Source organism: Natronorubrum texcoconense (assembly GCF_900100335.1).
In the GTDB taxonomy this organism is placed as follows: Archaea; Halobacteriota; Halobacteria; order Halobacteriales; family Natrialbaceae; genus Natronorubrum; species Natronorubrum texcoconense.
Window position 1 is genome coordinate 130,568 of record NZ_FNFE01000002.1, and the last position, 23,954, is coordinate 154,521.

Consider the following 23,954-nt stretch of genomic DNA (forward strand, 5'->3'; position numbering starts at 1 on the left):
CATCGTGAATAGTGGGCGTTCGAATATGCTGCTCGTACTGGCGACGGGGATTGCCACGTCCTCCCCAACCGACTCGCTCGTTCACGAGTTCACTCGCTCATCCCTCGCGCAGCGTCGACGCGCGCCTCACTTGCTCGTTCGCCGCGCGTCAGCGCGCGCCACCGCACGAGGTTTAATCGGTTAGATTTCGACGATTCCCCCGCCGTCTCACGCGTCGAATCACCAACAGTATAAGTAACGGGGACGCCCAGCAGTGCGCATGTCACTGCTCGCCGAGCACACGACGACTACTGCAGCCGACGCCATAGATCGGGCCGAGGTCGCGGTGCTCCCGACGGGGAGTACCGAACAGCACGGCCCGGCGCTGGCGCTCGGTATGGACCACCTGGCCGCCGAAGCGTTCGCCCGGACGGCCGTCGATCGCGACGATGCGGTCGTCCTGCCGACGATCCCCGTCGGCGTCAGCGAACACCACCGTCAGTTCGACGGGACGTTGTACGTGACCGCAGAGACGTTCGAACGCTACGTCGAGGAGACCATCTCGAGTCTCGCCGCACACGGCGTCCGGAAGGCCGTCGTCGTCAACGGTCACGGCGGAAACTCGGGCGCACTTCGACGGGCCGCACGTACCCTGCGCGACGAGGAGACGGCGTTCGCCCCGCCGTGGAACTGGTGGGACAGCGTCGCGGACATCGCCGACGACCTGTTCGACGAGGAAGGCGGCCACGCGGACGCGATGGAGTCGAGCCTGCTCTGGCACCTCCGCGAGGATCTCGTCGATCCGGACGCGCTCGAGGCCGCCGAAGCCGGCGCGAGCGAGGCGTGGGGCGAGTCCGTCCACGGCGCTGCGCTCGGTTTCGATACGATCGATTTCTCCGAGAGCGGGGCAGTTGGGCGGCCGACGCAGGCCGACCCCGAGAAGGGTGCGCAACTGTTCGACGCCGGCCGAGACCAGTTACACGCGCTGCTCGACTGGCTCGTCGACCGACCGCTCGCGGACTGCTGGCCGCGTGATCACAAATGAGCGGAAATCACAACGGCGACGACCCCGAACTCGCCGTCGGCGCGGACGCCTTCGTCCAGTCGGGTGCCGGCCTCGAAATCGCCGTCGTCGGCGCGGGGGCCGTCGGCGCGACGACGGCTTACGACCTCGCGCGGGAGGGTGCCGACGTAACGCTGTACGAGAAGGGGGCAATCGCGAGCGGGTCGAGCGGCCGCGCGGCGGGCGTCTGCTACGACGCCTTCGCGGACCCGCTCGACGCCGAGATCGGGACCGACGCGATCGAGCGGTTCCGCGACCTCTCGGGCGACGACACCTTTCCGTTCGTCGAATGTCCGTACGTCTGGCTCGCCCGCGAGGGCGACTCGGAGCGCGCCGACGCGATCCGCGAGCAGGTCGGCCGGATGCAGGAGCACGGCATCGTCGCGCTCGAGGCCGATGCCGACGACCTCGCGGATCGATTTCCGTCGCTACGAACGGACGACGTCGAAGTCGCGGGCATCGCCGGCGGGGCGGGCTACACCGATCCCGCGACGTACACGGCCTGTCTCGCCGCCGCAGCGAACGGGGCCGGGGCGACGCTCGAGCCGGATACCCCGGTGCAGGTTCGCACCGATCCGTCGCGAGTCGTCCTCGAGGACGGCACCGAACGCGAGGTCGACGCGGTGGTCGTCACCGCCGGCGCACACACGAAACAGCTTGTGGCGGACGCCGGTATCCCGATCGCGATGAAACCCTACCGGGTGCAGGCGCTCGTCGCGAGCGGCGACCTCGCGGAGCCGATGTGTTACGACGCGACGGACTTCTTTTACTTGCGGCCCCATCCCGACGGCTTGCTCGTCGGCAATGGAACCGAATACGTCGAGGCCGATCCGGACGGCTACGAGCGCGACGCCAATCCCGACTTCGCCGAGGAGCTGCTCGCACGCGTCTCACACCGGCTCCCGGACGCGGATCTCGAACTCGAGCGGGCGTGGGCCGGCCTTTGTACGGCGACGCCGGATCGGGACCCGCTGGTCGGCGAGCTACGGGACGGCCTCTACGTCGCGACCGGCTTCCAGGGCCACGGCTTCATGCGCGCGCCGGCGATCGGTCAGCGACTCGCAGAACAGGTACTCGGCGACGACGGAATCGATGCGTTCGATCCAACCCGGTTCGACGGCGACGAGTCGTTCGAGATCGTCGACGGGATGGCGATCGAGTCGGAACCGTAATTCGAAGGTGAAACAGAGCGGAGACGACTCAGTCGTCGACGGCGATTTCGTCCGCTTCCGGCGTCGACGCAGGTTCGGAGTCGGCGTCGTGCTCCGATTCTTCCGTCTCGATCGAGGAATCTTTCGGAATGTCGATGCGCAGCGTGCCGGTTTCGGTCAGCGTGGCCTCGCCGGCATCGGGATCGACGACCGCGTCGTTCGGCAGTTCGGCCTCGCCGTCGAGTTCCATTCCGCGGCCGGGGAAGCGCATCTCGTAGCCGTCGCGGAACTGGCGGAACCGCTCGATTCGGATCTTGACGTTTCCTTCCAGATAGCGGACCTGTACGTCGTCGGGTTCGGCACCCGGCGCGTCGAAGACGACCTGATAGCTCGTCTCGTTCTCGAGGACGTCGACGGGCAGCGAGCGGTGTTGCTGGACGCGTCCGTTCGCGCGGCCGACCTGTCGGTAGAGGGCGTTACCGATCGACTTGCGGAGGTTGCTGGGGCTCATGGGGCGTCACCTCTGAATGCGGGGCTGGAGACCGCAACGGAGACCGTGAGGAGGGTCGAGGACATGGCTTACCATCGGCTACACTAGCCCCATTCATATCTCTTTTGATAGAACAAAATAAACGTCTGACGAGTTCCGCGTTCACGAAACTGCGGCGGCGGCGGGAAGCTACAGTTCGACCTGCTCGAGACAGTCGCTTCCCCCACAAACCGGACACGAGAGGTCGGTCACCTCGAGGTCGTCGGGCTTGTCGTACGTGTAGTGGTTCTCGAACAGGTCGAGAAAGCAGTCCTCCGCGGTGCAGACGAGTTCCTCCGTCGGTGGCATACCCTCTCTTGGGTCACGACGACTATCAACGTCCGGGTTACGGAACCATCGGTTCGACGGTACTGGCTTCGGCTACTCGCTGCGGGTCGCCCGTACGAACTACAGCCGCGAGCAGCGAGCGGTTCATCGACGACGACCCTGGGGTGGACACGTTCGTTCGGTGTAGTCACCGTTTTACCACTCGAGGCGCTACCCGACGTCATGACTGACCCCGAGACGCTGTCGGTAACGATCGTCGACGGCTACGTCGACGAGCCCGCCCACTTCGGGGTGCCGCCGTACATTTCGACGTATCCGCGATACGCGGCCGGCGCGCTGATCGATGCGGGGGTGCCACGCGAGCAGATTACGTACCACACGATCGATCGGCTTCGCGACGAGCCGGACTACTGGCGGGACGTCGACGAGGCCGACCTGCTGATTTATCTGGGCGGGATGACCGTCCCCGGTAAGTACGTCGGTGGCACGCCCGCCGAACCGGACGAAGTGCGAAAGATGGCCTGGACGGCGGGCGGCACGAGCCTGATGGGCGGCCCCGTCAAGTTCGGCGTCGGCGACGAGAACGCCGGCGCGACCGAGACCGAACGGCAGGATCTGGACTTCGACTTCGTCGCCAAAGGCGACGTCGAGGCCGCGGTCTACGACCTCGTCGAGAGCGGTCTCGAGGGATTCAACAATCGGATGCGCGACGTCGACGAAGTGTCGCGGTGGGCCCAGGAGGGGGCGTTCATCGTCGAGCAACACCCGAACCATCCGGATCACCTCATCGCGGAACTCGAGACCTCGAGAGGCTGTGCCTACCGCTGCTCGTTCTGTACGGAGCCGCTCTACGGCAACCCGACGTTCCGGCCGCCGCCGTCGGTCGTCGGCGAGGTCGACGCCCTCTCGGACTACGGCGTCAAACACTTCCGAATCGGCCGGCAGGCCGACATCCTCGCCTACGGCGGCGACGGCGAGGCGCCGAACCCCGACGCCCTCCGACAGCTGTACAGCGGCATCCGAGAGGTCGCACCCGACCTCGAGACGCTCCACCTCGACAACATGAACCCGATCACGATCGTCGAGTGGCCCGAGGCGAGCCGCGAGGGGATCCGGATCATCGCCGAGCACAACACGCCCGGTGACACGGCCGCGTTCGGGCTCGAGTCGGCCGATCCCATCGTGCAGGAAGAGAACAACCTGAACGTCACCGCCGAGGAGTGTTTCCAAGCGGTCAAGATCGTCAACGAAGAGGCGGGCTGGCGACCCGAGGAGCGCTCGGAGACTGAGGGAGTGGACAACGGTCCGCCGACCCGACTACCGAAACTCCTGCCCGGAATCAACCTCTTACACGGTCTCAAGGGCGAGCGCGAAGAAACCTACGAACGAAATCGTGAGTTCCTCCAGCGCGTCTACGACGAGGGCTACATGCTCCGGCGGATCAACATCCGGCAGGTGATGGCCTTCGACGGCACCGACATGAGCGATACGGGAGCCGAAATCGCAAACGAGCACAAACAGCTGTTCAAGCGGTACAAGACGCGGGTCCGCGAGGAGATCGACCAGCCGATGCTCGAGCGCGTCGCCCCGCCCGGCACCGTCCTCCCGAACGTCCACCTCGAGTACCACCAGGACGGCAAGACCTTCGGCCGCCAACTCGGCACCTACCCGCTGCTCGTCGGCATCCCGGGCGAGCGCGAACTCGAGCGGACGATCGACGTCGCCGTCGTCGATCACGGCTATCGCTCCGTCACCGGCGTCCCTTATCCGCTCGATCTCAACGACGCGTCGATGGACGAACTCACCGCCATCCCCGGAATCGGGGACCGAACCGCGGGCGACATCGTCATCAATCGCCCCTACGAGACCGTTGCGGACGCCGACCTCGAGACCCAGTTCGATCTCTCGCAGTTCGTGACGGCACGCGGTCTCGAGCACGCGCGGTGATCGACGCCTCAAGCGTCTCCGTTCGGCTCTCTCGAGCCGATTCGGTCCCTTTTTCGGGTGTGTGTTATATGTTGCCGTCCGACATCCGTACTTTCTTTCAACTGTTCAGACGCCCGATCTGTCGGTAGTTCTATTACGAATGAGCATAAGAGGTGAAATCGAGGGTCTACTGTGGAAATATCTGAAAAACTCCTGTGTCTGTTCAGTGCGGACGTTTCAGCAGAGGAGGATCGTTACGTCATCGAAGTACCACGTCAAGAGGTCGAAACCGGCGACATCGACCCGGAAGAAGTGTATCGAGTCGCACTCATCTCACGGGAGGAGTCGACCGAGACCGAGGAGACGACGGCCCAGCCACAGACGGCACCGTCCGAACCGCAGCCACCGGTCGACGTCGGCGAAACGCGCTACGTCGAGATCGAAGACATCGGGAAACAGGGGGACGGTATCGCTCGCGTCGAACGCGGCTACGTCATCATCGTTCCCGGCGCCGACGTCGGCGAGCGCGTCAAAGTCGAAGTCACCGAAGTCAAATCGAACTTCGCCGTCGGCGAGATCATCGAGGAAACGTTCTAACCGATCAGTTATCCGGGTTTTCGAGCGGTCTGCGGTCACGCTCGACCCCGGTCCGTGTTAGCTCCCCGAGAGACGTCGTCAACGAAGAGTTGGTGTTGCAGTGGCGTCGTCCGAACGGTCCTATTAGTGCTCGTTCACGTCGAGGGCTGCGGCGACGAGACTCGATTGTCCCCGTCGCAGCAGATCGGAGACGGTCGAAACCGCGCAGTCGAGTCGATCCGCGATGTCCTGAAGCGTCGCCGTCCGCGGAATTTCGTAATAGCCGAGCTCCCAAGCGACCTCGAGCGCTCGTCGTTGATCGACCGTGAGCGGAGCGTGTGCGATCTGCGGGACGGAGCCGACGGAGATCACGTCGACCGTCAACTCGTCCGGGATCTCCTCGCGGAGCTCCCGAAAGTCGCTGGACGTGGTCACGAGCGAGACGACCATTCGCCGGTCGGGCAGGTACTCTATCGGCGGGATCACCGCGAGCGTCTCGCGTTGAAACGCCGCCGCGAGCGCTCGGTTGTACGCATCCAGTTCGTTTCTCAGATAGGAGTAACAGCCGTCGTCTCCGTCCGAATAGATCTCGTACTCGTCGATATCGAGCTCCGTCCGGAGCGCCGATTCGTACACGTCCGGGTCGCCTTCCACGTAGTTGATCGTCGTTTCGATCCCGTCGGTGATCGTGACGTACAGAATCAGCTCTCGAGACACCGCTGGAGCGGTACAGACGAGCGAGTGGATCGGATGGATCGTCGTCTCCGTGTGCGTAATCGCGACCCGAATGGCGTTCATTGCGTTCGGCCTCGTCCGTCCCTGCTATCTCGGCGAGGCCACTTATATAATTGCGAAACGATTCGTCCCAACAGTTTGGCGGGGCCGAAGCAGTGGTTTGAACGATGGCACGGAACGGAACGTCGGAGAACTCGACACCGTCGACCGACGAATTGCTCGAACTGCTCGGTGATCGGTACGCTCGTCGGGTCCTTCGGACGATACTTGACGAACCGATGGCCGTGCAGCAGATCGTCGAGACCACGGGAATCTCGAAGCCGACGGCGTATCGGCGCCTCGACCAGTTAGAGCGGGCGGGACTCGTCGCGTCGAAGCTGCTGCTCGACGCTGGCGGGAACCACTACAAACAGTACTGGACGACGCTCGAGAGCGTGACCCTTCGGATCGGTGAAGACGGGGTAACGACGACCGTCCGAACCGACCGTACGCAGCGGAGCCGGGAACGCAGGCTATCGTAACGATCGAAGTCGGTTGCAGACCGAATCCAGGGTCGGCGTTCGGTCGGATGTATACCGGTTGAACGGGCGTCGTCCAAGGATGTGTACCGACCACATAGCCACCGTCCGAGGAGATGTACCAACCGCCAGCCGCGACGCGCCGCCAGCTCACGTCCTCGGAATCGTATCCCGGAACGTCTCCGGATCGTCGTGGAAACAGTCGCCGACGACGACGGCGTCCGCGCCGGCCTCGAGGATTTCCGTCGTCTTCTCCTGACTGTCGATGCCACCGCCGTAGAGGAGCGTGGTGTCCTCGAGATAGCGCGCCGCGGCTTCGACATCTTCGGGACCGCCGTAGCGGCCGGAGTACTCGACGTAGAAGATCGGGAAGCCGTAGAACGCCTCCGTCGCGAGCGCGGCGCCGGCGACTTCCTCCGGTGTGTAGGTAGCCTCGACCCCCGACGTGGTCGCCGCCGCGGAGTCGAGGTGCTGGACGACGTAGCCCTCGCCGATCAGGCTCGTCGTGAGTTCGGCGATCGCGTCGACGCCCTTGGACGCGACGAAATCGCCGACGACCGGAAGTCCGGCCCCGAGGAGTTCCTCTGGCGTGCGTCCGACCTCGGTGAAGAGATCGACGTGTTTGCCGACGAAATGCTCTCGGTCGCCGTTGTAGACCGCCGGAACGGCGACGAAGTCCGCAGCGTCGATCGTCTCTCGCGAGACGTGGTCCGAACTGTACGGCTCCTGAAAGACGGGTGTCGAGGGATGTGCGTCGTCGATCGCTCGGATCGCCTCGAGCGTGTTCGCCTCCGTGACGTCGTCGGAGCCGCCGACGATCACCAGATCGGTTCCCTCGAGCACGTCGAGAGCATCCGGTAACGGCTTCGCGGGATCGACTTTCGTGATGTGGGTCACCCCGTCCCAGTCGAGTGTCATGCAGAGGCCTTCGAAGAACGGTCTCAACTCCCTGTCGGTTTCGCGGTCGGTCGGAGGTCGGTCCCCGTTGGGTGACGATTCAGTCGTCGAGCGGCGTCCCGTCGATCCGTTTCGCCCCCTCGGAGTCGTGGACGACGACCTCGCCGGGGTCCGGTGGGGCGGGCTCGTACGTCTCTCGGACGGCGATGGCTTCCTCGATCTCTCGCACGGCGCGTTCTTTCAGCGCGCGAGCGAGGTCCTCGGCGTCCTCGCGGGCGATGGCTCGACCGAGCCCCTCGCACTCGTGGGCGCGGACGACGCCTTCCGTATCAACGGCTTCGCCCATCGGCTGGCTGGTTCCGGCCAGTGCGACGCTGAAGGGGTAGGTCTGACAGATCAGTGGTCGATCGTCGTGGGCAGCGCAGGCCCCGGTTCCGTCCTCATCCTCCTCGTAGAAGGTGCAGTCCCCACAGCTGTCCGTCTGGAGCGCCCACTCGAATGTCTCGCCCTCGAGGTCGCCGTTTTCGGTCTCCGACAGGCCGTACGGCATCGGGCGGGCGACGTCGCGCCAGTCGTACTCGCCCTCGTAACCCTCGCTATCTCGCGGTTCCACCGTCTGCTCGCGGCTCGACGAGGCGCTCACACGGTCCGAGGGACTCTCGGAGTCCCTCGCTACTTGATTGTCCGCGGCCCGTTGGGCCGCGCTTGCCTCGAGGTCGCGAACCTCGTCCGGAAACACCGTCGCGGTGTGTTCGTCCTCGCCGTGGCCCTTGCAGCAGGCCCCACAGCGGGTACACTCGAAGCCGATCGACTCGATGGCGTCCGCGAGGTCGTCGACGGCGAGTTGGCGGGCCTCCTCGAGTTCGGCCTCGAGCGATTGCATACCGGATACTCCCTGCGAGGGCAGAAAAGGCAGTCGCTCCCTCGCCGTTCATACGGTTTACTGTAAGTCATTTCCGGCGCAACCGCCGCCCGGATCGCGGTTGCGCCGGTAAATCGTTACAGTAATCCGTATCAGTCGGTCCGCGCGGCCGGCACCGATCGCTCGCCGTCCCACCGGACGCGTCCCTCGACGTCGAGTTTCTCGAGGTGGGCAACGACCGTCGCGCGGGCGAGATCACGGACCCCCGAAAGATCCTTTTCGTAGGCCGTATCGAGGATCTCCTCGAGCGTGTGCCCACCGGAGTCGACGGCCTCGAGAATCTTCCCTTCCCGGCGCTTTCGGTGGGTGAGCAGTCGCTCGAGGGTTTCGCGTGGCGCGTCGATGTCCGGCCCGTGACCGGGATGGAGCGCCGGCGGGTCGGCCGCCCAGAGACGACGCAGGGTCGTCACGTAGGCGCGCATGTCGCCCTCCGGCGCGCCGACGACGACGCTGCCCTCGCGGACGGCACAGTCACCGCACAGGATCGGCCCGTCGCGGCCGGCCTCGAGGGCCACGTGGTCGGGGGCGTGTCCGGGCGCGTCGAGGACGCGAACGCGGTCGTCGCCGAGCGGAATCGTCGTCCCCGGAGAAAACGTTCGATCGGGAGCGACGCCGGTCGCCTCGCGGAACCGGTCGACGCGGCCGTATCGCGCCCAGACCGTCGCGTCCGTCTCTGCGGCGTACGATTCGACGGCGCCGACGTGGTCGGGATGGGTGTGCGTGACGAGCACGTGTTCGACGCCGCGGTCGCGAACCAGCCGGTCGAGTTCGTCGGTCCGCGCCGCGGGGTCGACGAGCATCGCGGAGTCGTCGCCGAGCAGGTAGGCGTTGGTCGCCCCGCCCGGTGCGCGCGTCGCGACCGGAATCGCCAGTCGGGTGAGATGCATATCTCGAGCGTTGCAGCGGGCGAAAAAGTGTGTGTCGACAGGTCGCTCGAACTGACGCCGGCGGACCACCCCCATCCGTACCCCCGTACAGATGTGGACCGGGCTGCCAGGCGGTCAGTGTTTGAGGAAGTAAACCTGTTTGCGCGCGTCGCGGAAGCTGTATCGGGAGCCGACGAGACCGACGTCCTCGAGGCGATTGAGCGCGTAGCGGACGGTTCGGTCGGGCAGGAGCGACTCCTCGGCGAGCTGGCCCTGCGAGAGCGGCGAGTCGGTCTCGAGCACTTTCGCGACCAGTTTCGCACTCGGCGGCAGGTCACGGAGACGGTCGCGGTATTCGTCCTCTGAGAGGGTTTCTTCGGCAGCACCGGCACGGTCCTCGGCTGTACTCATGCTCATACCTACCACAGCGGAATGGCCAGTGGTAAAGCTTCCCTATATGTAGATACGAATAGTCCAGTTTGTATAAGGAGTATGAATGAGGTATTAACACAGAACGTGCATCCCGCCGCAGTCTTCCGATTGTAGTTATATACTGGGTCGCTCGGAGTCGATTCCCCGGCGAGCGAGTGTCCGTCAGTCACCGTCACTGGACTCTCAGTTCGAGGATCAGTTCCGACGAATCGTCGACACCGCTGGCTCGATTCGGGTCGGCACCTGCGTGTCCACTCGCCGATAGACTCCAGTATCGTTTTATCCTCCGGCTACTGTAGTTGCGCCCAGTGTGAAAGGACAGGAGTGGTACCAGGCCGACGACGTCGCCGAGGAGTACGACGACAAGCGATTCTCCCAGGGCGGACAGCTGATCGACCGCCGGGAGAAAGCAGCCGTCCTCGAGGCCATCATGCCCGTCGAGGACCGGAACATCCTCGAGATCGCCTGTGGTACCGGGCGGTTCTCGGTGATGCTCGCCGAGCAAGGCGCCGACGTCGTTGGACTCGATATTTCGGCGGCAATGTTACAGCAGGGCCGGAAGAAGGCCCAGAACGTCGAACTCGAGGGGACGCTCGAGTTCTTGCGAGGTGACGCGGGACGGCTTCCGTTCCCGGACGACCACTTCGATACCGTCGTCGCGATGCGGTTTTTCCACCTCGCGGACGATCCGAAGGCGTTCTTAGAAGAGATGCGTCGCGTGTCGCGCGAGCAGATCGTCTTCGACACGTTCAATCGGTTCAGTTCGCGCAGTATCTACAACTGGGCGCTGCCGATGGGGTCGCGACTCTACTCGAAGAGCGAAGTCGCCGTCTTGCTGGCCAAGACGAACCTGACCCTGGTCGACGTCGAAGACGATTTCATCGTCCCCTACGGCTTCTACCGGTCGATTCCGAACGTGCTCGCCTCACCGATCCGGACGATAGACGAGACCATCGGAAAACTGCCGGTCACCGACCACCTCGCGTCGGTCTCCTACTGGAACACGCGGGTTCGCTGACGGCTACCTGCAGTCGTCGGCGGCCCTGTCTCGGGTTTTCCCAGCCGTTGGGTTCTCTCTCGAAGCCACGTGTTTCTCGTTCGCGACGTGTGAACGACTTGAGACGATGCAGTGATCGTCACTCGGCGGGAAACCCCCCTGTTTTTACTACCGACGAACGCTACCACAAGGTATGGAGCTCTCGGTGGTGGTATCGACGCTCAACGACCGGGAGCAGTTAGTATCGTGTCTCGACGCACTCGCGAAGCGAGCACCGCCGTCGACGGAAGTCATCGTCGTCAACGGACCGTCCTCCGACGGGACGACCGGCGTCGTTCGCGACCGCACCGACGTGGACGTGCTCGTCGAAATCTCCGAGCGAAATCCCAACGTCTCGAGAAACGCGGGTCTCGGAACGGCCACCGGCGACGTCGTCGCCTTCCTCGATGGCGAGTACGCGATCGAACACAGCTGGTACGAGGCCGTCGAACGATTGATCGCCGACGGCACGGACGTCGTCACCGGCCCCGTCACGGGCGGCGGCACCGATTACGAGCTTCGAAAGCCACGATCCATCAAGGGTCGCAGCGTCACGCACTTCGACGGCGACAACGTCGCGTTCGACCGGACCGTCCTCGAGGCACTGGACGGATTCGACGAGTACCTCGAGGTCGACGGCGAGCGGGACTGCGCCCACCGCGTGGCCGGTCTCGGCTTCGACGTCGCCTGGGACGCGGAGATGGCCGCCAGATGTGAGGTCGGGACCGACGGCGGACGGACCGACCCCGACTGGGGAGGGACCTACCGCTCGCTGTCCTATCGACTCGCGAAGAACTACGGACCGCGACCGACGGTTCTCGGCCGAACCGTCGGGAGCGCGCTCCGCGACGGGTTCGCGAGCATTCGCGGCGTCGTCGCGGGAGAGGAGAAGCCGACCGGGTGGGTCTCCAACGGTACCGACGTCGTCAGCAACGCGGCCCGCGGCCTGGGTGACGGCCTCCGCGCTCGCTACGCCGACCGGTCGGCACAACGAAACCCGAACGGGCTGTCAGTGCGTCACGACCGGGCGGTGCAGTTGTACGATCGCCGCGAGGAGTAAGCCGCGCTGTCGCTGAGTGCTCACTCGCCGCGAAACGTCGGCTCTCGATCCTCGAGTCGCGCCTCGAACCCCTCGCGGTAGTCGTCGGTGTCGTCCAACTCGTACCCTAACTGCCGTTCGTAGGTCAGTCCCTTCTCGAGGGGCATCTCGAGGGCGGCATTGAGCGCTTGCTTGGCATTTCGAAGGCCGAGGGGAGCGTTGTCACAGAGGTCGTCGGCGAACGCCTTCGCCCGCTCGTCGACGACGTCGGCGTCGACGACTTCGTGAACCAGTCCCATCTCGGCGGCGTCCTCGGGGTCGACGAACTCGCCAGTCATGACGATCTCCTTCGCGTTCGAGAGGCCCACCAGTCGCGGCAAGCGCTGGGTCCCGCCGCCGTGCGGAAAGGTGCCGAGTTTGACCTCGAGCAATCCGTACGTCGCCTCGCGGCCGATAATCCGGAAGTCACAGGGGAGCGTGAGTTCGAACGCCCCCGCGGGCGCGGCGCGTTTGATCCCGGCGACGACAGGTTGACGGGTCTCTTCGATCGTCTCGAGGAGTTCGGGAAAGACGTCGCGATCAATCTCGGAGTCGGGTTCGACTCGGTTGCGCATCATCTCGAGGTCCATGCCGGCACAGAGGACGGGCCCCTCGCCGAGCAACGTCACCGCGCGAACGTCGTCGTTCGCGTCGACTCGCTCGAAGGCCTCGATCAGATCGCGCATGAGATCGACCGTCATCGCGTTTCGCTTGTCGGGCCGCGAGAGATAGACGTCCGCGCGCGTCTCGTTCCAGTCGATCGCCGCGAGTCCGGTGCCGATGGAATCCATGTCCGTTCGGTTAGCCGCCAGTCACGTAATAGTAGCTGCTGAGATGGAACTGTCACCCGAAGCCCCTTGCCGAACGCTCAGTACAAATAAAGGCGTTACCGACCGGACCACGTACGGTGGCGCGCGCTGAGCCGCGGTGAACCGCGGCTCGAAGATGTGCGAGGTCGTCGCGAGTAGTGCGGGATCTCCGATCCCGCATACCATGCGAACGGGCGCTTCGCGCCCGTGAGCGGATGCCACGAGCGACTGCGTGGAAGACGCTTGCGTCTTCCAATGGATGAGCGAGCGCCTCTAGCGCGAGCGAATCGGCTGGGGAGGACGTGGAACTCATTGCCGCCAGCGACAGCAAACCGCTCGTTCTCGTCAAACCCCGTTAGAGCGGATCGACTACCCCTCGAGCACTTCGTAGGAGACGTCCGCGTCTCGAAGCGTATCGGTTACCCGGCCGACTTCGTTGGTGGTGGCGACCGCGGCCACCTCGAGACCGCGTTCGGCGCCCTCGGCGGCGACCTCGCCGGCCGCGAACGGGACGGTCGGATCGCTGCCGGCCTGGCGGCAGGCGACGACGGCCTCGACGCCGGCGGCGACGACGAGATCGGACTCCGCACAGTGCTCCGAGAGCGTTGCCGAGTCGACGGCGCGACTCCCGCCGGTGCGAACCGCGGGGATCTGCAGAACGGTGACGGAGCCCGGCTCGAGCTCCATGACGCCCTCGAAACTCGTGACGCCGACGTCGGTGCCGGCCTCGGCGTCGGTCGTCGCGACGCCCGTCGCCGGCCCCTCGCTGTTGGGGGTCGCGTGGAGCAATCCGTCTCGAACCGAGAGCGTGACGGTGTCGCCCTCCGCGATGTCGTCGGTCGCGATGTAGGCCGCCTCGCTCATCGCCCCGAGCACGTCGCCCGTGACGTGGTCGGCGAACCGGCGCACGTCGTCGGCGGTCCGAAAGAGCAAGTCGACGCCTTCCGGCGTGACGCGGTAGCGCGAACGACCCTCCTTTTCGACGAGGCCGTCGTCGACGAGTTCGCGGATGTACTCGCTGACGGCCTGACTCGTCACGCCGACTTCCTCGGCGATCTCTCCCTGGCTGACGGCGGGCTGGCGCTCGGCGATCTGGACGAGGATCCGAAACCGCGTTGCGGCCCGCTTGTTATCGAGGACGTCGACCATGCGTCGATAATTCGGCGAGCGCCTCAAAAAGGTACCCGGTCTCGGCGATCCGCTCTCGGCGGGCTGATTCGGACCGTAAAGAGGGAGAGGCCGCGAGAACGTGGAATCTGACGGCGGATTGCTCTCGTCCGAAGAAGGATGTGATACTCCCGACCGGTGAAGGGTGTGCAAGCGACGTTCATATGCGAGCGCGACCGCACTGAGAGATACGGAGTAGCGATCGATCCCCTCCATTGGACGGCGCTTCGATCCCCAACGGTCCCCCTTCCAGACGGAGAGCAGACGAACTCATGCATCGACGAACAGCCCTCGCGGCGATCACCGGCGCTAGCCTGTCCCTCCTCACGGGGGGCGCTACCGACTGGACCGCCACACCGCCTGCCGGTGTCGACGAACCCCTGACCGACGACACCATCGGTCCGGCCGATGCGACCGAACGGGCGGCGACCGACCTCGAGAGCGGCGTTTCCTTCGAGGGGGAGGTAGTCGAGGTCGTCGAGTGCGGCCGGACCTGCCGCGAGGCCACTACGACGCTCACCAACACCGGCACCGACGATGCGACTGCCGTTCAGGTCGCCGCCACCGTCGTCGCCGGCGAAACGCTCGTCTGGGAGACCGACGAGGAGATCGGACGCCTCGAGGCCGGCGAAACCGTCACTCGGACCCAGCGGATCGATATCGACGTCGTGAGCGCTCTCGCGATCGAAAACAACGACCGAACGGTCACGATCACGACGACGATCACGTCGGCACAGCGGACGGAACAGTTCGTCACCGAGACGAGGGTGTAGTCCGGTGGCAACGCATCTCCAGTAGACTAATTACCCTCCACTCGAGCCAAGAGTACGTGGGCTGGGCTGCGGTTGACACACCATTATCACACACCACTGCGGTCCCAGCGCCCACACCGCGACTTCGATGCGGGAATCACAGCTAGCCGTCGGTATCGACCGAGCAGCGTTCCCGCTGTAGCGTAGTATATCGGTGTTGATGATAGTCTTTAACCCGATACGATTTGGCGGTGGCGGACGATCGAGCCACCGCTCCGTCCGGTGAAAATGACGACAGTATCGCCGTCTTCGGTGACGAGGCCCGACAGCTGTACTGATCGGACGTGATAACGAAGCTATTGCGTCGAACTCGAGGCCTGAACCTCGGTCTCTCCGGCGGTAATCGGTCTGAGAAGTCGACGAAGCAGCGAGTAACAACAGCCGAAGACGAACCCGAAGACGAGTAGACCGATCAGACTCTGCCAGTGAAGATACGGAAACGGCCGCGAAAGCTCGAAGAACCGCTGCATCCAAAGCGGGAGGGCGACGACGATTCCGAACAACCAACCCACGACGGCGACCAGCATGCCGACCGAGATCCCGGCGACCGGATCGGTCGCCCGCATGGTTTCGTCCGCCAGCGCGATGATCGCCGCAATGCCCGCGCCGGTGACGATGCTCCACGCGAGCAGTAGCGTTGCCCCCGCGCGGGCGCTCTCGCGACCGTACAGCGTGGCGATGGACTCGAGCCGGTTCGTCGCGTACAGCCCGGCGCCGAGGGCGGCCCCGGCGATCAGGGCCGCGAGCCCGACGCAGACGATGGCCGCGACGAACTGGGTGCCCCGCGACCCGCTCGTGGATCCGTTCCTACTCCCCGCGGCCGTAAACACGGTGACCGCGACCAGAAAGAGGAGTATCGATCCGACGATTAATTCGAGCGTCATCCCGGTAAGCGCCGGCTGATCGAGCGTATAGTGGAACGCGAACAGGTCGGCCCACCGCGAATCGTGGAGGGACTCGAGGGTGCGATCGAGGACGGGAGCGACGCGATACGCGTCCGGCGCGAGCCCCCAGAGCCCGCCGCCGAGGATCAGCAACAGTTGATACCGACGGACGCTCTCGAATCGGAGCGCCAACGGCGCCGTCAGCAGGAGGAGGAGTGACGCACCGACGAGGAAGTGGACGATAGCTGGGGCCATGCAGTCGAAGTGAAGCGACCGTACGCCGGGGAACTCCTTTAGTAGCCTCGCCGTACAGCGCTCGAGCGGCGGTGGATTCTCGAGACGCGTGCTCGAATAAGACTCTGCGATCGATACGTATCGTGTTCGGTTAGCGATCGCGATCGACCGTCTCACCGGGCAGCGTCGTCGCGCCGGTGTCGAGTTTCAGTCCGGGTGAGAGACTCGAGTTGATCCCCGTCTTCGCGCCGTCACCGGCGACGACGCCGAACTTTCGCCGTCCGGTCGAAACCCGCTCGCCCTTGACGGTGAACTCGATATCCCCGTCGTCGTGGCGGAGGTTCGCGACGTTCGTCCCGGCACCGAAGTTGACGTCCCGGCCGAGGATGCTGTCGCCGACGTAGGAGAGATGGCTGACCGAAGCGTCTCGAGAGAGCACGCTGTTTTTCACCTCCGCGGCGTGGCCGACTTTCGCCCCCTCGTCGATCAGGGTCGCCCCGCGGACGTAGGCGTTGGGCCCGACGGTCGCGCCCGAACGGATCAGCGCCGGTCCCTCGACGACGACGCCCGGCTTCACCGTCGCGCCGTCTTCGACGACCACGTCGCCTTGCAGGTGGGCGTCCTCGCTCACGTCGCCGTCGATCCGGCGCTCGAGATCGCCGATCTTCCACTCGTTGGCCTCGAGCAGTTCCCAGGGTCGGCCGACGTCGAGCCAGCGCTCGAGCGTGACGGGCGTGACGTCGAACTCGTCGATCACGCGAGCGACGACGTCCGTAATCTCGTGTTCGCCGCGCTCGCTTTCGGGGACCTCGAGCCATTTTTTGGCCTCCTCGGGAAAGGCGTAGGCCCCGGCGTTGGCGAGGTTCGTCGGTGGATCGGCGGGTTTCTCGACGATACCGGTGACCGAGTCGCCCTCGGTGCTGAGGACGCCGTAGTTGCGTGGCTCTGCGACTTCGATAGCACAGATGGCCGGACACTCGGTAAAGAGCCGATCGATCGCCGCGGGATCGTACAGGTTGTCGCCGTTCAGGACGGCGAACGGACCCTCGATGTGCTCGCGGGCCGTGTTGACGGCGTGGGCTGTCCCCGCCTGTTCGGTCTGAACGGCGTAGCTGACGGGAACGCCGCGATACTCCGCGCCGAAGTAGTCCCGAACCGTGTCGGCTTCGTAGCCGATCACGAGGACGATTTCGTCCGCTCCGGCGTCGACCGCGGCGTCGATAGTGTGGGCCACGAGCGGCCGGTCCGCCACCGGCAGCATCGGTTTCGGAACCGAATCCGAGAGTGGTCGAATGCGCGTGCCCTGACCCGCCGCGAGAACGACTGCTTTCATGTGTTTGGCTGTTCCACGAACCGTCGGATAAGCGATTCGCCTCCCGGAGCCGACATTCCTTCCATTCCTGACAGCAATCGGCCGGGTGTTCCGGTCGAGAAAACGCGACTCCCGATTTATAAGGTCGGATTGCTGAAGTGAGACTGAGAAGCGATGAAGCGAGTACACGTTTCGACAGTAGTCGTCGCCCTCCTGCTGGTCACCGCCGGCTGTCTGGGCGCGGTGGGATCAGGAGACGACGACACGAGCGTCGACGACGATGTCGAGGAGGACCTGCCCGACGAGGAACTACCCGACGAGGAACTACCCGATGCGGACGCGCTGCTCGAGGCCGCACTCGAAGCCGAATCGAACGTGGAGACCGTCCAAGGGATCCAGACGACGACGATGGACGACGGAACGGAGACCGTCACGACGACCCAGGAGGTCTGGGAACGAGGGCCGGATCAGTACCGGGCTGATATCGTCGAAGCAGACGAGCCCGAGCCCATCGACGTGATTGTATCCGACGGTTCGACGGTCTGGATGTACGACGCGGACGACAACGAGGCCGTCCGAATGGAGTTCGAATTCGATCTGGAGGACCAAGAGGCGTTGAACGACGGCTTCGTCGAGGCCTTCACGACCGGTACGAACGCGTCGGTCGAGGGAACCGATATCGTCGCGGACCGAGACGTCTACGTCCTCGAACTCACCGGCGACGGCGACGACGCGCTCTACGAATCGGCGACGCTCTGGATCGACCAGGAGACCGACTACCCCGTGAAACAGGAGATCACGCCCGCAGTCGGTGAGTCGGTGACGACGACCGTCGCGTTCGATGAGGTTGCCTTCGACGAGGATATCGACGACGAGGTCTTCGCGTTCGAACCGCCAGCGGACGCCGAGATCAGGAACCTCGAGGAACTCACGCCCCAGCAGTACACTGATGTTGACGCCGCCGATGCCGACGTCCCGTTCGATCTCCCCCGCCCGGACGTTCCCGCCGAGTACACGCTCGAGAGCGTCCTAGCCGGAGAGAACATGGTGGGCTGGAGCGCGACGCTGCAGTACGCGGACGAAGCGGGCTCGTTCCTGACCGTTGGCGTCGCCGACGAGGCTCAGGATCCCGTCTTCGAACCCGACAGCGACCCCGTCGAGATCGGCGACGTCGACGCGACGATCCGAGAGGCCACCGAGACGAGGACGATCATCGAGTGGGAAGACGACGGACTCAGCTACACCGTCAGCGGCGAACTCACGGCGGACGAACTGATCGACGTGGCCGAGTCGATCGTCGACTGATCGCGCTACCCTGAAAACGTTTTTCGACGACACGGCGCCGGTACCGGCAGCCGGTAGCGAGACGAAACAGCCGCTGTGTGGCAGTTCTCGGGGAGTCAGTATGTGATCAGCGAGAGGATCAACACGCCCTCGAAAATCAGGAAGGCGCCGATCGCTTTGAGCGCTCGCCGACCGAAGGCGCTCAGCTGATCCTTCGCGAACATGCCGAAGAGCGCCAGTTTGAACACCGTTCTGGGAAATAGGTAGACGAACACGCCCGCAATCGCTACCGCGACGCCGACTCCTTCGATTATCCCCATGGGTCGGCTGATCACGCCTCGAGACTTTGGTTTTGACCCGTTACGGCTGATAGGGAGAGGCTACGTAAGCGCCCGACGCACGGTAGTGCTCGACTGATCGCGGCCCGGTCGCTCCGTTCGGAACGGACGACGGGAGCGTTTCGGGCGAGGACGGCGAGCGACGAGTCAGCACTGAGTCGCAGTCGTCCGCGCTCAGTCCTCGCTCGTCGTGATATCGGCCGACAGTCCCTGGGCCATCTCGATCTCTTTCGAGTTGTTCAGCGTCCAGGCGGTACGTTCGGTGACTGCCTCGATGGCTTCGCGCGCGCTCGGGTAGCCGTTGCCGGACTTCTTGACGCCGCCGAACGGCAACTGGACCTCCGCGCCGATACACGGCAGGTTCGCGTACGCGAGCCCGAGGTCGGCCCGGTCGCGGAAGGCGTTGAGTTGGCGGTAATCCTCCGAGATGATCGCCCCGGCGAGTCCGTACGGCGTGTCGTTGTGGATCTCGAGCGCGCGGTCGATCTCTCCCTCGTACTCGACGAGGGCGACGTGCGGGCCGAAGCACTCCTCTTTCAGACAGCGCAGGTCGGTGTCGTACTCGATCTCGTAGACGAACGGCCCAACCCAGTGGCCGTCCTCGTGGCCGTCCGGAATCTCTTCTGCTCCGAGTTCGAACCGGTCGACCAGTACCTCCGCGCCCTCCTGTTCGGCCAGTTCGTTGTGTTTGCGGATCTTCTCGACGTGGTCGGCCTCGATGGCGGGCCCCATGAACGTGTCATCCTCGAGCGGGTCGCCGACCGCGATATCCTCGGCGATGTCGACGTATCGCTCCTTGAACTCGTCGTAGACGTCAGTGTGGACGATCAGCCGCTCGCTCGAGACGCAGCGCTGGCCGGTCGTCTTGAACGACGACATGATCGCCGAGTGGACGGCGATGTCGAGATCGGCGTCCTCGGTGACGATGATCCCGTTCTTGCCGCCCATCTCGCAGGCCGCGAGCTTGCCGGGTTCGCCGCCGACCTTGCCCGAGATTTCGTGGCCGACCTCCGCGGAGCCGGTAAAGAGGACGGTGTCGACGCGCTCGTCGTCCGTGATCGCCGCGCCGGCGTCGCCGAAGCCCTGAACCATGTTGAAGACGCCCTCGGGAATCCCGGCGTCGTCCATCATCTCGGCGATAGTCTGGCCGCACCACGGCGTCTGCTCGGCGGGCTTCCAGACGACGGTGTTGCCCTCGACGAGGGCGATAGCCATGTGCCAGAAGGGGATCGCGACCGGGAAGTTCCACGGCGTGATGCAGCCGATGACGCCGCGGGGCTTGCGGCGCATGTAGGCGTCTTTCGCCCCGACTTCGCTCGGGACGACGTCGCCGTGGGGGTGTCGGGCGTTGCCCGCGGCCCACTCGACCATGTGCCAGGCTTCGGTGACGTCGGCTTTCCCTTCCGAAATCTCCTTGCCGCACTCCTTCGTGACGATCTCGCCGAGTTCCTCGTGGCGCTCGCGCAGTTCGTGATAGATGTCCCAGAGGTACTCCGCGCGATCGATGTAGGAGAGCGACCGCCACTCGTCGAAGGCGTCTTCGGCGGCCTCGAGGGCGGCGTCGACGTCGCCGACCGTCCCGCGCTGGAACGTCGCCAACGTCTCGCCGGTAGCCGGGTTTCGACTGTCGAACGTGTCTCCGTCTCCATCTCCATCAGTCCACTCTCCCCCGATGTAGTGGCCGTACTCCTGCTCTGAGGCTTGCTGGCTCATACCGAACCGAACGACGAGCGACGTGAAAAACCTGGTTGTGGTTCACACACAAAGTGGGCTGGCGTCGGAACGGAGATGGGACCCACGATTCCGTCCGGCCTCCGGATCGATCTGCCATCAGTTCGACCGCCTCGGATGACGAACGCGACCGTACAGCTCCCGTGCCCGATCCGAGTGCCGAGCGACTGGGATCACGAGGGCGAGCGCCGTGACGAGACCCACAACCCCGGCCGCGGTCGAGAGCGAGACGAACGGTCCGTCTCCGAGCGCTGCGATGAGCGGAACCGCGCCAATCAGCGCCGCGCTGCCTCGTAACAGTATCGGGCGAACCGAACTCGAGCGCGACGGGGTGACGGCGAGCCGTCGACCAAGCATGACCAGTTGCCAGCCACCGAAGGCCCCCAGCGATCCGGCGAGTAAGAACACCGCACTCGGCGTCCGATCGCTCGTCACGAGGAAGAACGCGCTGAATCCGATGCCGAGTGCGAACGTGATCGTCGCCCGATCGGCGAACTCCCGCCGGAGGAGCGCTCGAGCGACGAACAGGAGGGCCAGTCCAACCGCAACCCCGACGACGACGTCGACGACGTAGTGGACGCCGAGTGCGACCCGCGTGAAACAGACCAACGAGACGAGCGACGCGGCGACGCCGTAACGGAGTCGTCTCGAGCCGACCGAGAGGACGCTCGCAAGCCCGAAATAGACGATCGTCGTGTTGACCGCGTGGCCGCTCGGGAAGCCGTAGCCGCCGGCGGTCGCCGTCGCCTCGTACAGCGGCTGGACGAGCCGCGGCAGCAGCGTCGGGTCGAGCAGCGGTTCCTCGGGACGCGGGAGCCCGAACACCTCCTTGAGCCCCTTGTACAGTCCCATTCCGGCCAGCGTGACGCCCGCGACGGCGGCGATATCGTCCCGATCCCTCGTGTCGATCCAGTACAGCACGGTGAGAACGAGCACCAGAAACCAGACGTCGCCCAACTGGGTGAGCAGGGCGATGACGACGGCTACCCACTCGGGGATCGACTCCTGGACGAGATCGAATTCGCCGATGCCACGAGACATTGGTTCGGAGTACGGTCAGCGATCGGGAGCGTCGTCTGTTGCGCGGCCCGACATCACTCGGATCGACGCGCTCGAGATCGAGTCCTCGCTCATCGGTCTTCCTTCTCTCCGCGGTCTTTCGTCACCGTTCGATCGCCCTCCGGCGGCCGGTCTTCGCTCTCGGGGTGGCGCTCAGCCCCCGATTCGGTCATCTCGTCCGTCTCGGGCTCCATCGCCTCGCCCGAACGGCCCTCGCCCGCAGCGGCCGTCTCGTCGGTTTCGTCGTCGTCAATTTCGTCGCCCTGTTCACCGGCGGCTCGTCGATCGCGTTCCTCACCCTCGTGGCCGGTGGACTCGTCGCGGTCGAAGACGGGATCGGTATCTGCGTCGGTCGTCCGCGCGTTCTTGCCCTCGAGTCGGACCACGTCTGCAGTCACTTCGCGGACGACGGCCCCGCCGATCGGAACGATGTTGTCGGTATCGGCGTTCCAGTCGAGGGCAGCTTTGATCGAGTCCGTCACGCTTCCCTCGAGTTCGACGTACGCCGTCTCGTCGCCGGTCATCGTGACGACCCCGATGGACTCGCCGGCGGCCGTCTCGACCCGTTTGCCGACGTCGGCGTCAGTAAACCGAGAGCACATGTGCACAAGTAGTGTAATCTTCTCAAAACGTGTAGTGCCTGCACAGGCCAGCGGCTCGCGCAGGATCCGAAATCGCTGCGTACTGGGCGCTGAGTTGGTTGCTCTACGGACGAGCGCTAGTGACCGTTCTCCATCGAGTCCTCGCCTACCGGACCGAACCGGTCTCGGAACGCGAACGGTTCGGTGAAACCGACTTCGAGCGCGGCGAGACACTGTTCGACAGAGTACGTTCGCTCGCCATCCGAACAGGGGGCAACACAGCGGAGAGTATCGCTCTCGTAGACGGCCAGAGAGACGATCGGAACCCGAATCTGGACGGCCGATCGACCGTCGAGCATCGAACCGGTTTCGCGCCGGTCGAACGAGGGCTCGAGCGTGTACCCCTCGCCGGACGCCCACGCCCGGAACGAGTTCACCGTGAGCGATATCGACGGGCCGGAATCGCCGAGTTCCTCGAGTGCGGGAGTCACTGAGGTCCAGGTTTCGACCGCCACCTCGGCGATGCCGTCGGTCTCGAGCCGACGTACTCGGTCGACGATCCGCTTGAGTTGCTGGACGGTCTCCGGAGACGCCCGTTTTCGGAGGTAGAGTACGGCCCGGATCGAGGGTGGGTTCGCTGACGATTCTGTCATATGTGGGAGAAGCGATGCGTTCGTTCCGCCGCTCACCTATCCATCCATCGCCAGGAGAGATAAAACCGACATCGTGTCCCTGTTCCTCACCGCCGGTTCAGATCCGCCGCCGCCTCGAGTTCGGTCCGTAACGTCGTCGAATCGAACTCGTGGTCGGGACGGAGGCGGACGAAATCGAGGAATCGGCGCGCCGAGAGGAGTTCTTCCGGCTCGTAGACCGTCGCGGCCGCCCGCACGGCGTCTCGAGCGCCGATCCGTGGCTCGAGGATGGCCAGCCCACAGGCAAGATCGTAGGCGGTTGTCTCGGCGACTCGGTCGTCGTGGACGTTGGTCGCGTCGATGAAGTAGAACTCGCCTTCACACAGCAAAATGTTCTCGGCGCGCAGGTCGCCGTGGGCCATACCGTGATCTCGGAGGGTGGCCAGCATGTCGAACAGTTCCGTCGCGCGCTCGGCGACGAGCCAGTCGGGCGCGTCGTCCAGCGATCGGAACTCCGGCAGATACTCGAGCACGAGTACGCCCAGCCCGTTGACCTCGAACGCTTCGATCGGCTGGGGTGCGTTGATGCCGATCTCGCGCATTCGCTCGGTCGCCTCGTACTCGTGTTCGACCATCTCCCGGGGCGTGTCGAACCGGCCGAAAAAGCCGCCCGTGCCCGCCGAGACCGCGCCGACGTTTCGCCCCGTCGTCAACACCGCGTGGACGAGCGCGTTCTGTCGCGAGACGATCTTGACGAACCACCGCTCGTCGATCACGCAGGGCGTCGACAGCCAGTTGTCGGCCTCGAGAAACTCCACGCGAACCTCCTCGCGGTCGTACCGATCCGCCAGCGTCCGGATCACGCGCTCGAGGCGGTCCCACTCGACGTTTCCTCGGGCGAGCCGGCGGATATCCATATATCGGATGTGGGTGCTCCGGTGTTAAATGCGTCCCGAACTGTCGCCGGCGAGACGTATCCGGCGACGGCGTCTCTACCGGGTCGCCGCCGTCCCCACATTGAACTACCGGGGCTGTCCGATGATTGGCCCAGCCAACCAGGGCCTAACCGGTCGTCCGGAGACCGATCCGGCCGAGGGGAGCGGAGCAGTATCATT

26 protein-coding genes are annotated in these 23,954 nt (G+C 64.9%); 9 read left to right on the plus strand and 17 right to left on the minus strand.

The window, feature by feature from the left end; genetic code table 11:
• Window positions 1-259 precede the first annotated feature (259 nt).
• Both BLT08_RS06900 and BLT08_RS06905 read left to right on the plus strand, forming a co-directional pair.
• On the plus strand, window positions 260-1,024 hold the full coding sequence (locus tag BLT08_RS06900; protein WP_090306052.1) for a creatininase family protein: 765 nt from the start codon (window positions 260-262) through the stop codon (window positions 1,022-1,024).
• Window positions 1,021-2,214 carry an NAD(P)/FAD-dependent oxidoreductase gene (locus BLT08_RS06905; protein WP_090304277.1) on the plus strand — a complete coding sequence of 398 codons (1,194 nt, stop codon included), beginning with the start codon at window positions 1,021-1,023 and terminating at the stop codon, window positions 2,212-2,214. Before BLT08_RS06900 ends, BLT08_RS06905 begins: the two co-directional genes overlap by 4 nt.
• A gap of 28 nt (window positions 2,215-2,242) precedes the next feature.
• Here the strand turns inward: BLT08_RS06905 and BLT08_RS06910 are convergent, their stop codons facing one another.
• Together BLT08_RS06910 and BLT08_RS22910 are read right to left on the minus strand one after the other, a co-directional pair.
• A complete protein-coding gene (locus BLT08_RS06910; RefSeq protein ID WP_090304280.1) occupies window positions 2,243-2,704 on the minus strand; it encodes an Hsp20/alpha crystallin family protein in 462 nt (153 codons plus the stop codon).
• A 168-nt stretch (window positions 2,705-2,872) separates the two neighbouring features.
• Window positions 2,873-3,031 carry a DUF7559 family protein gene (locus BLT08_RS22910; RefSeq protein ID WP_175529255.1) on the minus strand — a complete coding sequence of 53 codons (159 nt, stop codon included), beginning with the start codon at window positions 3,029-3,031 and terminating at the stop codon, window positions 2,873-2,875.
• 201 nt (window positions 3,032-3,232) lie between these two features.
• Here BLT08_RS22910 and BLT08_RS06915 point away from each other — a divergent pair, with 201 nt between their 5' ends.
• A complete protein-coding gene (locus BLT08_RS06915; protein ID WP_090304282.1) occupies window positions 3,233-4,957 on the plus strand; it encodes a radical SAM protein in 1,725 nt (574 codons plus the stop codon).
• A 171-nt stretch (window positions 4,958-5,128) separates the two neighbouring features.
• Window positions 5,129-5,533, plus strand: a complete 405-nt coding sequence (locus BLT08_RS06920) for a TRAM domain-containing protein (RefSeq protein ID WP_006092272.1) — start codon at window positions 5,129-5,131, stop codon at window positions 5,531-5,533.
• Window positions 5,534-5,656: 123 nt separating this feature from the next.
• Here BLT08_RS06920 and BLT08_RS06925 read toward each other — a convergent pair whose 3' ends face one another.
• Window positions 5,657-6,310, minus strand: coding sequence for a helix-turn-helix domain-containing protein (locus tag BLT08_RS06925; protein WP_090304285.1), 654 nt, complete (start codon window positions 6,308-6,310; stop codon window positions 5,657-5,659).
• A 104-nt stretch (window positions 6,311-6,414) separates the two neighbouring features.
• Between BLT08_RS06925 and BLT08_RS06930 the strand changes: the two genes are divergently transcribed.
• Window positions 6,415-6,768 (plus strand): ArsR/SmtB family transcription factor, encoded by a 354-nt coding sequence (locus BLT08_RS06930; protein WP_090304287.1) that lies wholly within the window; start codon window positions 6,415-6,417, stop codon window positions 6,766-6,768.
• A gap of 147 nt (window positions 6,769-6,915) precedes the next feature.
• On the opposite strand, the gene BLT08_RS06935 is transcribed toward BLT08_RS06930, so the two are convergent.
• From BLT08_RS06935 to BLT08_RS06950, 4 genes are all read right to left on the minus strand, one after another.
• Entirely contained in the window at window positions 6,916-7,683 is a 768-nt protein-coding gene (locus tag BLT08_RS06935) for a geranylgeranylglyceryl/heptaprenylglyceryl phosphate synthase (RefSeq protein WP_090304289.1), read from the minus strand.
• A gap of 79 nt (window positions 7,684-7,762) precedes the next feature.
• The gene (locus BLT08_RS06940) at window positions 7,763-8,545 is read right to left on the minus strand and encodes a YkgJ family cysteine cluster protein (RefSeq protein ID WP_090304291.1); all 783 of its coding nucleotides are present in this window, start codon (window positions 8,543-8,545) and stop codon (window positions 7,763-7,765) included.
• Between the two features lie 131 nt (window positions 8,546-8,676).
• On the minus strand, window positions 8,677-9,471 hold the full coding sequence (locus BLT08_RS06945) for an MBL fold metallo-hydrolase (protein ID WP_090304293.1): 795 nt from the start codon (window positions 9,469-9,471) through the stop codon (window positions 8,677-8,679).
• 114 nt (window positions 9,472-9,585) lie between these two features.
• A complete protein-coding gene (locus BLT08_RS06950; RefSeq protein ID WP_090304294.1) occupies window positions 9,586-9,867 on the minus strand; it encodes a MarR family transcriptional regulator in 282 nt (93 codons plus the stop codon).
• Between the two features lie 325 nt (window positions 9,868-10,192).
• Here BLT08_RS06950 and BLT08_RS06955 point away from each other — a divergent pair, with 325 nt between their 5' ends.
• Window positions 10,193-10,900 carry a class I SAM-dependent methyltransferase gene (locus tag BLT08_RS06955; RefSeq protein WP_090304296.1) on the plus strand — a complete coding sequence of 236 codons (708 nt, stop codon included), beginning with the start codon at window positions 10,193-10,195 and terminating at the stop codon, window positions 10,898-10,900.
• A gap of 172 nt (window positions 10,901-11,072) precedes the next feature.
• Window positions 11,073-11,978 carry a glycosyltransferase family 2 protein gene (locus BLT08_RS06960; RefSeq protein ID WP_090304298.1) on the plus strand — a complete coding sequence of 302 codons (906 nt, stop codon included), beginning with the start codon at window positions 11,073-11,075 and terminating at the stop codon, window positions 11,976-11,978.
• A 20-nt stretch (window positions 11,979-11,998) separates the two neighbouring features.
• Here the strand turns inward: BLT08_RS06960 and BLT08_RS06965 are convergent, their stop codons facing one another.
• Window positions 11,999-12,787: an enoyl-CoA hydratase/isomerase family protein gene (locus BLT08_RS06965; protein ID WP_090304300.1), complete on the minus strand. Its 789-nt coding sequence runs from the start codon at window positions 12,785-12,787 to the stop codon at window positions 11,999-12,001.
• 387 nt (window positions 12,788-13,174) lie between these two features.
• Complete coding sequence (locus BLT08_RS06970; RefSeq protein ID WP_090304302.1) at window positions 13,175-13,954, minus strand: DUF7839 domain-containing protein; 780 nt, start codon at window positions 13,952-13,954, stop codon at window positions 13,175-13,177.
• A gap of 290 nt (window positions 13,955-14,244) precedes the next feature.
• On the opposite strand from BLT08_RS06970, the gene BLT08_RS06975 reads away from it, so the two are divergent.
• Complete coding sequence (locus tag BLT08_RS06975; protein WP_090304304.1) at window positions 14,245-14,745, plus strand: hypothetical protein; 501 nt, start codon at window positions 14,245-14,247, stop codon at window positions 14,743-14,745.
• A 335-nt stretch (window positions 14,746-15,080) separates the two neighbouring features.
• Here BLT08_RS06975 and BLT08_RS06980 read toward each other — a convergent pair whose 3' ends face one another.
• Window positions 15,081-15,923, minus strand: a complete 843-nt coding sequence (locus tag BLT08_RS06980; protein ID WP_090304306.1) for a hypothetical protein — start codon at window positions 15,921-15,923, stop codon at window positions 15,081-15,083.
• Between the two features lie 130 nt (window positions 15,924-16,053).
• Window positions 16,054-17,235, minus strand: coding sequence for a bifunctional sugar-1-phosphate nucleotidylyltransferase/acetyltransferase (gene glmU / locus BLT08_RS06985; protein WP_090304309.1), 1,182 nt, complete (start codon window positions 17,233-17,235; stop codon window positions 16,054-16,056).
• Window positions 17,236-17,388: 153 nt separating this feature from the next.
• On the opposite strand from glmU, the gene BLT08_RS06990 reads away from it, so the two are divergent.
• Entirely contained in the window at window positions 17,389-18,519 is a 1,131-nt protein-coding gene (locus BLT08_RS06990) for a DUF4367 domain-containing protein (RefSeq protein WP_090304311.1), read from the plus strand.
• A gap of 95 nt (window positions 18,520-18,614) precedes the next feature.
• On the opposite strand, the gene BLT08_RS06995 is transcribed toward BLT08_RS06990, so the two are convergent.
• From BLT08_RS06995 to BLT08_RS07020, 6 genes are all read right to left on the minus strand, one after another.
• Window positions 18,615-18,818, minus strand: a complete 204-nt coding sequence (locus BLT08_RS06995; RefSeq protein ID WP_090304313.1) for a hypothetical protein — start codon at window positions 18,816-18,818, stop codon at window positions 18,615-18,617.
• A gap of 192 nt (window positions 18,819-19,010) precedes the next feature.
• Window positions 19,011-20,549, minus strand: a complete 1,539-nt coding sequence (locus tag BLT08_RS07000) for an aldehyde dehydrogenase family protein (RefSeq protein ID WP_090304315.1) — start codon at window positions 20,547-20,549, stop codon at window positions 19,011-19,013.
• Between the two features lie 117 nt (window positions 20,550-20,666).
• On the minus strand, window positions 20,667-21,608 hold the full coding sequence (locus tag BLT08_RS07005) for a phosphatase PAP2 family protein (protein WP_090304317.1): 942 nt from the start codon (window positions 21,606-21,608) through the stop codon (window positions 20,667-20,669).
• 89 nt (window positions 21,609-21,697) lie between these two features.
• Complete coding sequence (locus BLT08_RS07010; RefSeq protein ID WP_090304319.1) at window positions 21,698-22,228, minus strand: hypothetical protein; 531 nt, start codon at window positions 22,226-22,228, stop codon at window positions 21,698-21,700.
• 116 nt (window positions 22,229-22,344) lie between these two features.
• Window positions 22,345-22,860 (minus strand): HTH domain-containing protein, encoded by a 516-nt coding sequence (locus BLT08_RS07015; RefSeq protein ID WP_090304322.1) that lies wholly within the window; start codon window positions 22,858-22,860, stop codon window positions 22,345-22,347.
• Window positions 22,861-22,946: 86 nt separating this feature from the next.
• Window positions 22,947-23,756 carry an RIO1 family regulatory kinase/ATPase domain-containing protein gene (locus BLT08_RS07020; RefSeq protein ID WP_090304325.1) on the minus strand — a complete coding sequence of 270 codons (810 nt, stop codon included), beginning with the start codon at window positions 23,754-23,756 and terminating at the stop codon, window positions 22,947-22,949.
• Between the last annotated feature and the right edge of the window lie 198 nt (window positions 23,757-23,954).

What these genes read in the sequence shown, in the direction of transcription:
- BLT08_RS06900 (WP_090306052.1), top strand. Translation starts at nt 260, where the DNA reads ATGTCACTGCTCGCCGAGCACACGACGACTACTGCAGCCGACGCCATA.
- BLT08_RS06905 (WP_090304277.1), top strand. Translation starts at nt 1,021, where the DNA reads ATGAGCGGAAATCACAACGGCGACGACCCCGAACTCGCCGTCGGCGCG.
- BLT08_RS06910 (WP_090304280.1), bottom strand. Translation starts at nt 2,704, where the DNA reads ATGAGCCCCAGCAACCTCCGCAAGTCGATCGGTAACGCCCTCTACCGA.
- BLT08_RS22910 (WP_175529255.1), bottom strand. Translation starts at nt 3,031, where the DNA reads ATGCCACCGACGGAGGAACTCGTCTGCACCGCGGAGGACTGCTTTCTC.
- BLT08_RS06915 (WP_090304282.1), top strand. Translation starts at nt 3,233, where the DNA reads ATGACTGACCCCGAGACGCTGTCGGTAACGATCGTCGACGGCTACGTC.
- BLT08_RS06925 (WP_090304285.1), bottom strand. Translation starts at nt 6,310, where the DNA reads ATGAACGCCATTCGGGTCGCGATTACGCACACGGAGACGACGATCCAT.
- BLT08_RS06930 (WP_090304287.1), top strand. Translation starts at nt 6,415, where the DNA reads ATGGCACGGAACGGAACGTCGGAGAACTCGACACCGTCGACCGACGAA.
- BLT08_RS06935 (WP_090304289.1), bottom strand. Translation starts at nt 7,683, where the DNA reads ATGACACTCGACTGGGACGGGGTGACCCACATCACGAAAGTCGATCCC.
- BLT08_RS06940 (WP_090304291.1), bottom strand. Translation starts at nt 8,545, where the DNA reads ATGCAATCGCTCGAGGCCGAACTCGAGGAGGCCCGCCAACTCGCCGTC.
- BLT08_RS06945 (WP_090304293.1), bottom strand. Translation starts at nt 9,471, where the DNA reads ATGCATCTCACCCGACTGGCGATTCCGGTCGCGACGCGCGCACCGGGC.
- BLT08_RS06950 (WP_090304294.1), bottom strand. Translation starts at nt 9,867, where the DNA reads ATGAGCATGAGTACAGCCGAGGACCGTGCCGGTGCTGCCGAAGAAACC.
- BLT08_RS06960 (WP_090304298.1), top strand. Translation starts at nt 11,073, where the DNA reads ATGGAGCTCTCGGTGGTGGTATCGACGCTCAACGACCGGGAGCAGTTA.
- BLT08_RS06965 (WP_090304300.1), bottom strand. Translation starts at nt 12,787, where the DNA reads ATGGATTCCATCGGCACCGGACTCGCGGCGATCGACTGGAACGAGACG.
- BLT08_RS06970 (WP_090304302.1), bottom strand. Translation starts at nt 13,954, where the DNA reads ATGGTCGACGTCCTCGATAACAAGCGGGCCGCAACGCGGTTTCGGATC.
- BLT08_RS06975 (WP_090304304.1), top strand. Translation starts at nt 14,245, where the DNA reads ATGCATCGACGAACAGCCCTCGCGGCGATCACCGGCGCTAGCCTGTCC.
- BLT08_RS06980 (WP_090304306.1), bottom strand. Translation starts at nt 15,923, where the DNA reads ATGGCCCCAGCTATCGTCCACTTCCTCGTCGGTGCGTCACTCCTCCTC.
- glmU (WP_090304309.1), bottom strand. Translation starts at nt 17,235, where the DNA reads ATGAAAGCAGTCGTTCTCGCGGCGGGTCAGGGCACGCGCATTCGACCA.
- BLT08_RS06990 (WP_090304311.1), top strand. Translation starts at nt 17,389, where the DNA reads ATGAAGCGAGTACACGTTTCGACAGTAGTCGTCGCCCTCCTGCTGGTC.
- BLT08_RS06995 (WP_090304313.1), bottom strand. Translation starts at nt 18,818, where the DNA reads ATGGGGATAATCGAAGGAGTCGGCGTCGCGGTAGCGATTGCGGGCGTG.
- BLT08_RS07000 (WP_090304315.1), bottom strand. Translation starts at nt 20,549, where the DNA reads ATGAGCCAGCAAGCCTCAGAGCAGGAGTACGGCCACTACATCGGGGGA.
- BLT08_RS07005 (WP_090304317.1), bottom strand. Translation starts at nt 21,608, where the DNA reads ATGTCTCGTGGCATCGGCGAATTCGATCTCGTCCAGGAGTCGATCCCC.
- BLT08_RS07010 (WP_090304319.1), bottom strand. Translation starts at nt 22,228, where the DNA reads ATGTGCTCTCGGTTTACTGACGCCGACGTCGGCAAACGGGTCGAGACG.
- BLT08_RS07015 (WP_090304322.1), bottom strand. Translation starts at nt 22,860, where the DNA reads ATGACAGAATCGTCAGCGAACCCACCCTCGATCCGGGCCGTACTCTAC.
- BLT08_RS07020 (WP_090304325.1), bottom strand. Translation starts at nt 23,756, where the DNA reads ATGGATATCCGCCGGCTCGCCCGAGGAAACGTCGAGTGGGACCGCCTC.